The following is an 8,456-nucleotide window of genomic DNA, read 5'->3' as shown; positions in this document are numbered from 1 at the left end:
GAGTTCGTCGGTGCTCGCGGTGAACTGGACTGCGGTGACGTGGGGTGGTCGTTGGCGGGCCGGTCGGTGTTCGAGCATCGGGCCGTGGTGGTCGGCGGCGGGCGCGAGGAGTTGCTGGCGGGGCTGGCGGAACTGGCCTCGGGCGACGGAATGTCCACGGTCATCAGCGGTGTCGCACAGCCGGCCGGCAAGACCGTCTTCGTATTCCCCGGCCAGGGTGCTCAGGCGCTGGGGATGGGGATGGCCTTGCACGCCGCCTACCCGGTGTTCGCCGAGGCATTCGACGCCGTCGTCACCGAATTGGACCGGCACCTGCTGCGGCCGCTGCGCGAGGTCGTCTGGGGCCCGGAGGAAAACCTGCTGAACGAGACCGAATTCGCTCAGCCGGCCCTCTTCGCGGTCGAGGTCGCGCTGTTCCGGCTACTCCAATCCTGGGGTGTGAATCCGGATTTCGTGATGGGTCACTCCGTCGGCGAACTGTCGGCCGCACATGTCGCGGGCGTGCTGTCCCTGCAGAACGCCGCGGTCCTGGTGGCGGCGCGCAGCCGGTTCATGCAGCGTCTGGAGCCCGGTGGTGCGATGGTCGCGGTGCAGGCAAGCGAGGACGAGGTGCGGGCGCTGCTGGGTGGCGATGTCAGTATCGCCGCGGTGAACGGCCCCTCCTCGGTGGTGATTTCGGGCGAGCAGGAGCAGGTGCTCGCGGTCGCCGATCTCCTGCGCGACCAGGGCCGCCGGGTGCGCCGGCTCGCCGTGTCGCACGCCTTCCACTCGGTTCTGATGGATCCGATGATCGACGAATTCGGTGCGGTCGCCGCCGGCCTGCCGGTCGCGGCGCCCACCATCGCGGTCATCTCCAACCTGACCGGACAACTGGCCGACGACGACTTCGCGTCGGCGCAGTACTGGAAACGCCATGTCCGCGAACCCGTCCGCTTCGCCGACAGCATCCGCTGCGCGCATTCGGCCGGCGCCACGCGGTTCATCGAGGTCGGTCCGACCGGAGGCCTGACGGCCGCCATCGAGGAGTCGCTGCCCGACGCTCCCGACACCCCGGTCACGACGGTCGCCACCATGCGCAGGGACCGGCCCGAGGCGGCGACCCTTACCAACGCGGTCGCCCAGGCGTTCGTGTCCGGGGTCGCGGTGGACTGGCCGGCCGTGGTGGGGTCGGCCGGCTTCGTCGAGCTGCCCACCTATGCCTTCGACCGGCGCCGGTTCTGGCTGGCCACCTCCGGTGCCGCGGCCGATGCCGCCGGCCTGGGTCTGGTGGCCGGCGAACACGCGCTGCTGGGCGCGGTGGTCGACCTACCGTCTTCGGGCGGGGTGGTGCTGACCGGGCGCTTGTCCAGGGCGACGCAGCCGTGGCTGGCCGACCACGCCGTCGCCGGAGTCGTCATCTTCCCCGGCACCGGTTTCGTCGAACTGGCCATCCGCGCCGGCGACGAAGTGGGTTGCCCGGTGGTCGAAGAACTCACGCTGGCTGCGCCGCTGGTATTGCCGGAATCGGGTTCGGTGGCCGTACAAGTGGTGGTCGATACCGCCGAGGAGTCCGGATCCCGTGCGGTATCGGTGTTTTCCCGCTCCGGCACCGGTGGCGGCTCGGGCTGGCTACTTCATGCGGAGGGATCACTGAGTCCGGCCGCCGCGGCGCAACCCATCGTCGATTCCGCCAGCTGGCCTCCGGCCGGCGCCGAGCCGGTGGATCTGGCCGGCGCCTACGGGCGGCTGGCCGACGGCGGGTACGGCTACGGGCCCGCGTTCCAGGGCTTGACCGCGATGTGGCACCGCGGCGACGACCTGTTCGCCGAGGTGGCCCTGCCCGCGGTGCCGGGGCTGTCGACAACGGGATTCGGAGTGCACCCCGCGGTGCTGGACGCGGCCCTGCACGCGCTCATCGTCGCCGGCGACCACGGTGGCGGCCTTGACCGTTCCGACGGAGTCCTGGTGCCGTTCGCCTGGCAGGGAGTGTCCCTGCACGCCGCCGGCGCCTCGGCGGTGCGGGTGCGGATAACCCGGACCGGCCCGTCGTCGGTGTCGCTGGAACTTGCCGACGCGCTGGGCCTGCCGGTGCTGTCGGTCGCCTCGATGGTGGCCCGACCGGTCAGCGAGCAGCAGTTGCAGGCGGCCCTGGCCGGTTCGGCCGCCGACCGGCTCTTCGAGGTCGACTGGTCGCCGCTGCCCGCGGCTCCGGCCACCGGCGCCCCGCCGTACCGGGTCTTCGAATCCGACCCGGTGGCCGGGGACACCGCCGCCTCGGTGTACACCGCTACGCACCGGGCGCTGACGGCCGTGCAGTCCTGGCTGACCGAGCACGACACGGGGGTGCTGGTGGTGGTCACCTGGGGCGCGATGGCGCTGCCGGGCGAGGACATCACCGACCTGGCCGGTGCCGCGGTGTGGGGGCTGGTGCGCTCGGCGCAGACCGAACATCCCGGACGCATCGTGCTGGTCGACACCGACGTCGCGATCACCGACGACGAGGCCGCCGTCGTGCTGGCGGCCGGTGAGCCGCAGGTGCTGCTGCGCGACGGCACCGCCCACATCGCGCGGGTGCGCGGCAGCCGGGCGGTCCGGGCACTGCTGAGGCCGCCGGCCCCGGGGCCGTGGCGGTTGGGCATCGAGACTGCCGGCACCTTCGAGAACCTGCGGCTGGAACCCATTGCCGACACCGGGTTGCCGGCACGCGGAGTGCGCATCTCCACCACCGCGATGGCGGCCAATTTCCGCGATGTGATGATCGCACTGGGACTCTATCCGGACGCCGATGCGGCAATGGGCGTCGAGGCCGCGGGAACGGTAGTCGAAATCGGCTCCGACGTCACCGGTTTCGCCGTCGGCGACCGCGTGACGGGACTCTTCCCGGAGGGCACCGGCACGATCGCCACCACCGACGAGCGGCTGCTGATCACGATTCCAGCGGGTTGGTCCGACACCGAGGCCGCCACCGCCCCGGTCGTCTTTGCCACCGCCTACTACGCCCTGAAGGTTCTCGCCGACGTGCAGCCCGGACAACGGCTGCTGGTGCACGCCGCCGCCGGCGGTGTCGGCATGGCCGCGGTCCAGCTGGCCCGGCACTGGGGTGTGGAGGTCTTCGGCACCGCCAGCAGAGGAAAGTGGGACACGTTGCGGGCCATGGGCTTCGACGATGACCACATCGGCGACTCGCGCACCTGCGACTTCGAGACCACCTTCGGTACGACCACCGGTGGCCGCGGAGTGGACGTGGTGCTCGTTTCGCTGTCCGGGGAGTTCGTCGACGCCTCGCTGCGGCTGGTCGCGCCCGGCGGAATGTTCCTGGAGATGGGCAAGACCGACGTCCGCGACCCCGGCGATGTCGCCGAGCGGCACCCCGGTGTGCGCTACCGGGCCTTCGACCTGTTCGAAGCCGGGCCCGACAACATTCGTGAGATGCTGGCCGCGCTCGCGCAGCTCTTCGGAACCCGGGTGCTGCGCCCGTTGCCGGCGACGGTGTTCGACATCCGGCGTGCACCGGCCGCCTTGCGTTACCTGAGCCAGGCCCGCCACACCGGCAAGGTGGTGATGACGATGCCGGGCGGGCCGGCAGGCGGTTCAACACTGGCCGGGGGGACCGTGCTGATCACCGGCGGCACCGGCATGGCCGGTTCGGCACTGGCCCGGCACCTGGTGACCGCACACCGGGTGCGCGATCTGCTGCTGCTCAGCCGGCGCGGCCCGGATGCCCCCGGCGCGCCGGAGCTGACCGCGGAATTGACAGCGGCCGGCGCCCACGTGCGGGTGGTGGCCTGCGATGCCGCCGACAGGACCGCGCTGGCCGCGGTGATCGCCGATATCCCGCGCCATCAGCGACTGTCCGCGGTGATCCACACCGCCGGCAGCCTGGACGACGCCGTCGTCACCTCACTGACCCCCGACCGGGTCGATGCGGTACTGCGGCCCAAGGTGGATGCGGCCTGGAACCTGCACGAATTGACCCGCGACCTGAATCCGTCTGCGTTCGTGCTGTTTTCCTCGATCGCCGGCCTGGCGGGCGCCTCGGGTCAGGCCAACTACTCGGCGGGCAACTCGTTCCTGGATGCGCTGGCCGCCTACCGGCGGACGCAGGGCCTGCCCGCGCTCTCGCTCGGATGGGGGCTGTGGGATCCGGCCGGCGAGCTGGCCACCGGGATGGCCGCCGGCCTGGGTACCGCCGACCTGGCGAGATTCGCCCGCGACGGGATCGTGGCGATGCCGCCGAACGAGGCGCTGGAACTGTTCGACACCGCGCTGATCACCGACGAGCCCTTTCTGCTGCCCGCCCACATCGACCTGGTCGCGCTGCGGGCCAAGTTCGACGCCGGGACGTTGCCGCCGATGTTCGTCGACCTGATCAACGCACCGGCACGACGTCAGGTCGGGGATTCGCTGGCCGCGGCCAAATCGAAATCCGCACTGCTGCAGCGTCTCGAAGGCCTGCCCGAAGACGAGCAACACGGTGTCCTGCTGGATCTGGTGCGCTCCCATATCGCCACCGTGCTCGGCAGCGGCACCCCCGAGTCGATCCCCCCGGACCGGGCATTCCAGGAGCTGGGATTCGATTCCCTGACCGCGGTCGAGATGCGCAACCGTCTCAAAGCCGCTACCGGACTGGCGCTTTCGCCGACCCTCATTTTCGACTATCCGAACTCGGCTGCGCTGGCCGGCTACTTCCACCGCGAACTGCTCGGCGCCGCACCCGCCGAAACCCCACAGGTGACGCCGGGCGAGGAGGAGTTGCGGCGTGTGGTGGGATCGATTCCGGTGAAACGCCTGCGGCAGGCCGGAGTGCTGGATCTGCTGCTGGCGCTGGCCGGCGAGGGTGACGACGACACCAACGCGGCTCCGTCCGGCCTGTCGTCGCCGCTGTCGCCGGCGGCCGCCCCGGCCGCCAAGGACATCGCGGACATGGATCTCGACGACCTGGTCAACGCGGCATTCCTGGACGAAGACGAGTAGTGGACAGCCAGTGAGGGTCGCCGTCACCGGCGCCGGCGGAGTGCTGGGCCGCGGTCTGGCCGCCCGGCTGCTCAGCCACGGCCACGAGGTCACCGGAATTTCCCGGAACCGGCCCGAAAGCTGGCCCAGCTCAGCGGAGTTCGTCGCCGCCGATATCCGCGACGCCGCCGCGGTGCGCCGGGCGGTGGCCGGCGCCGACGTCGTCGCTCACCTCGCCTGGGCGCCGGACCCCGACGGCGGGATCAATGTGGCCGGCGCGGCGAACGTGCTGGCGGCCATGACCGGGTCCGGCACCGGGAGCGGGCGAATCGTCTTCGCCTCCTCGGCGCACGTCTACGCGCCGTCGGCACAGCCGGTGTCCGAAGATGCCCCGGTGAGCCCGGTGACGGCCGCCGGCAGGCAATACGCGCGGGTCGAAGAGCTGCTGGCCGACTCCGGCAGGCCGTGGGTGGCCATCCGGCTGCCGCTGGTCGTGGGCCGCGGCGTCGACAACCGGTGGCGCAGGCTGCTGGCGCTGCCGGTGCTGCCGGGCGAATCCGCGGACCGCCCGATGCAGGTCGTGCACACCGATGACGTGCTGCGACTGCTGGACCACGCCGTGCTGAACGACCAGACGCCCAGCGGGCCGATCAATCTCGCAGCCGACGGAACGCCGACGTTCCGGCAGCTGGCCGCGGCACTGCGCCGGCCCGTCGTGCGGGTCCGGGTCGGCCGGGCCGCGTTGGCCCGGCGGCTGCCCGCACTCGCCCAGCTGCAATCGGTGCAGCACACCCCGCTGCTGGACACCGCGCGGTTGCGCGAGGACCGGGGGTTCGCGCCGGCCTGGACGGCCGCCGAATGCCTCGGGGACTTCGCGCTGGCCGTGCGCGGCCGGGTGACCGTCGGCCGCCGCGTACGCGCGCTGCCCTGGCGGCTGGCCCCGATCCAGGACCTGCCCGCCGTCGACACCCCGGCCGACGACGGCGTGGCACCCAGGCTGGTCGGCCCGGCCGACGGCAACGGTGAATTCGACACCCCGATCGACCCCCGGTTCCCGACGTTTCTGGCCACCAACCTCTCCGAGGCGCTGCCGGGCCCGTTCTCGCCGTCGTCGGCCTCGGTGACCGTCCGCGGCCTGCGTGCCGGCGGCGTGGGCATCGCCGAACGGCTGCGCCCGGGCGGGGTGGTGCAGAAGGAGATCGCCATGCGCACCGTCGCGGTGTTCGCCCACCGCCTCTACGGCGCGATCACGTCGGCGCATTTCATGGCCGAAACCGTGCCATTCGCCAAGCCCGCCAGCATCGTCGCCAACAGCGGATTCTTCGGGCCCAGCATGGCCACGCTGCCGGTCTTCGGCGAGGAACGCCCCCCGACCCCCGCGCTGTCCGGCCCGATCCGCCGGCAACTTCGTACCATCCGCAACATCGGGGTGTTCGGGGTCAACCTGATCGGTCTGAGTGCGGGCTGCGGCCTGGACACCCGCGACTATCTCGCCGACGTCGAGCGTCTGGAACTGCTCGTCGGCGACGACCTCACCCGCCTCGAGGATCGCCGTCTGCTGAGCCTGATCCTGGCCGCACGGGACCACGTGGTGCACGGGTGGCTGCTGGCGTCCGGATCGTTCATGCTGTGCGCCGCGTTCAACGTGCTGTTGCGCGGGCTCGGCGGGCGCGATGTGGCGCCGGCTGTCGGGCCGGAGCTGGCCAGCGGGAAGTCCGTCGAGGCGGTGCGCCGGTTGGTGCGCGCCGCACGGAGCGACCCGGCGGTCACCCGGGTGCTCGCCGAGCCCGGCGACCGGATGGGCAAGCTGGCCGTCGATGCCCCGCGGTTCCATTCCGCGGTGCTGGCCGAGTTGGCGCTGATGGGCCACCGCGGACCGGCCGAGGTGGAGATGCTGGCGACCAGCTACGCCGATGACCCGGAGCTGCTGGTCCGCATCGTCACCAAGGCGCTGAGCTTCCCGCCCGCCCCGGTGCCGCAGCACCCGCGGATTCCGGTGCGGGCCAGGCCGATTGCCCGGCAGGCGGCGCGGCAGCTGCGTGATCGCGAGGTGCGGCGAGATAAAATGGTGCGCGCCATCTGGCTGCTGCGCGGGCTGTTGCGCGAGTACGGGCGCCGGCTGACCGACTCCGGTGTCTTCCAGACACCCGACGACGTGTTCTACCTGTTGGTCGACGAACTCGACGCGCTGCCGACCGGTGTTCCCGAGCTGGTGACCCGGCGCCGGGCCGAGCAGCGCCGGCTGCTTTCCGTCGTTCCACCCATCGTGTTCAGCGGCAGCTGGCAGCCCACGGCGGCGCTCGCGCCGGTGCTCAGCGGCGGGGACACCCTGCGCGGGGTCGGGGTCTGCGGCGGCCGGGTGCGCGGCCGGGTGCGGATCGTGCGGCCGGACACCATCGACGACCTGCAGCCCGGTGAGATACTCGTCGCCGAAGTCACCGACGTCGGCTACACCGCCGCCTTCTGTTACGCCGCGGCCGTGGTCACCGAACTCGGCGGGCCGATGTCGCACGCCGCGGTGGTGGCCCGCGAATTCGGATTCCCGTGCGTTGTCGACGTGCAAGGAGCCACCCGGTCACTACCACCGGGTGCGCTCATCGAAGTCGACGGCGGCACCGGCGAGATTCATCTGCTTGAACCCGGTCCAGGGAGGTAGCGGACATGTCATTCGTTCTCGCGACACCGGAGCTGCTGTCGGCGGCAGCCGCGGAGCTGGCGGCCGTCGGGGCCTCGGTCAGCGCGGCCAACGCGAGCGCCGCTGCTGCCACGGTCGATATTGCGGCCGCGGGATCCGACGAGATCTCGGCGGCCGTCGCGGAGTATTTCGGCGGACACGCGCTGGCGTATCAGCGACTGGGCACCCGGGTCGAGGCGTTTCACACCCAATTCACCGCCGAGCTGCGTGCCGGCGCGCAGGCCTACACCGGGGCGGATGCCGCCGGTGCGGCCGCGCTACCGGGTCCGTTCCAGGGCCTGCTCGACCTGGTCAACACGCCGTTTCTGCTGATCCTGGGCCGCCCGCTGATGGGTGACGGCGCGGACGGCGCGGCGGGCACCGGGGCCGACGGCGGCGCCGGCGGAATCCTGTTCGGCGACGGCGGGGCGGGCGGCTCGGGGGGTGGATCGCATCCCGCGGGTGGCGCAGGCGGGTCGGCGAGTCTGTTCGGCAACGGCGGCGCCGGCGGCGCGGGGGCCTCCGGCGCGGTCGGCGGAACCGGCGGAAACGGGGGCTGGCTGTTCGGCAGCGGCGGTGCGGGCGGCGCCGGCGGCGCCGATCCGACCGGTGTCGGTGGTCTCGGCGGGGCTGGCGGGCAGGCAATCCTGTTGGGCGCCGGGGGAGTCGGCGGCGCGGGAGGCCTCGGCGCCGACGGCGGCGGCAACGGTGGCCTCGGTGGTTTCGGCGGGTTGCTGGCCGGTGACGGCGGGGCCGGTGGTGCGGGGGCGCCGACGACCGCGACCGGCAACGGCGGTGTCGGCGGCGGCGGCGGGCGAGCGTGGCTGTTCGGCGACGGCGGCGCCGGGGG

3 protein-coding genes are annotated in these 8,456 nt (G+C 72.3%); all 3 read left to right on the top strand.

Annotation, left to right across the window (positions count from 1 at the left end):
- A partial coding sequence (locus tag ACK5M9_RS13470; RefSeq protein WP_416893666.1) for an SDR family NAD(P)-dependent oxidoreductase occupies positions 1 to 4,953 on the top strand: 4,953 nt, incomplete at its 5' end.
- Between the two features lie 10 nt (positions 4,954 to 4,963).
- On the top strand, positions 4,964 to 7,588 hold the full coding sequence (locus ACK5M9_RS13465) for a PEP-utilizing enzyme (protein WP_416893665.1): 2,625 nt from the start codon (positions 4,964 to 4,966) through the stop codon (positions 7,586 to 7,588).
- A 5-nt stretch (positions 7,589 to 7,593) separates the two neighbouring features.
- Positions 7,594 to 8,456: PE family protein (locus tag ACK5M9_RS13460; RefSeq protein ID WP_416893664.1), on the top strand; the 863-nt coding region annotated here is incomplete at its 3' end.

It is taken from the genome of Mycobacterium sp., from assembly GCF_047975165.1.
Classification (GTDB): Bacteria; Actinomycetota; Actinomycetes; order Mycobacteriales; family Mycobacteriaceae; genus Mycobacterium.
The sequence above is the reverse complement of the archived record's forward strand: the minus strand, read 5'-3'. Positions and strand labels throughout refer to the sequence as shown.